This window comes from Nocardioides sp. CPCC 206348 (assembly GCF_048654705.1).
GTDB lineage: Bacteria > Actinomycetota > Actinomycetes > Propionibacteriales > Nocardioidaceae > Nocardioides.
Window position 1 is genome coordinate 33,677 of record NZ_JBMCZA010000241.1, and the last position, 546, is coordinate 34,222.

1 protein-coding gene is annotated in these 546 nt (G+C 76.6%); it reads left to right on the forward strand.

Annotated features, from left to right (window positions below; translation table 11 throughout):
* Positions 1 to 546, forward strand: a 546-nt coding sequence (locus ACOADB_RS28180; protein WP_378606992.1) for a hypothetical protein, incomplete at both ends; no start/stop codon positions are given.

The following is a 546-nucleotide window of genomic DNA, read 5'->3' on the forward strand; positions in this document are numbered from 1 at the left end:
CAACGCAGCCGGCACCGTGCTCGCGTCCGCAGCGCCAGCCACGACCCGGACCACGTCCGGCGTGACCGGCCTGGGCGCCTCGGTGTCGTTGCCCCTGACCGGCGGTCCGTTCTACGTCGCCGTCTCGGGTGTGGGCGCCGGCGCCGGTGGCACGTCCGACTGGTCCACCGGCGTGTACGACGACTACGGCAGCCTGGGCACGTACCGGCTCACGGTGACGGGGTGCGCGAGCGCACCGTCCGACCCGCCGGTCGACCCGCCGACCGACCCGCCGCCGGACGAGCCCGTCGTGGTCCCGCCGCCGGTCGTGGTCACGCCCCCGGTCGTCGTACCGACGGTGACGCGGCCGGGCACGATGGCCGCACCCCGGGTCGCCTCCGGCGCTCCTGGCGGACGACGCACGATCGGCGTCCGCTGGTCGGCGCCGACCCGCACCGGAGGCGCGCCGATCACCGGCTACGTCGTGGCGGCGTACCGGCTGAACGCGTCGGGACGCGTCGTCGACTCGGTGACGTCGCGGGTCCAGACCGCCGGCACCCGGCACCT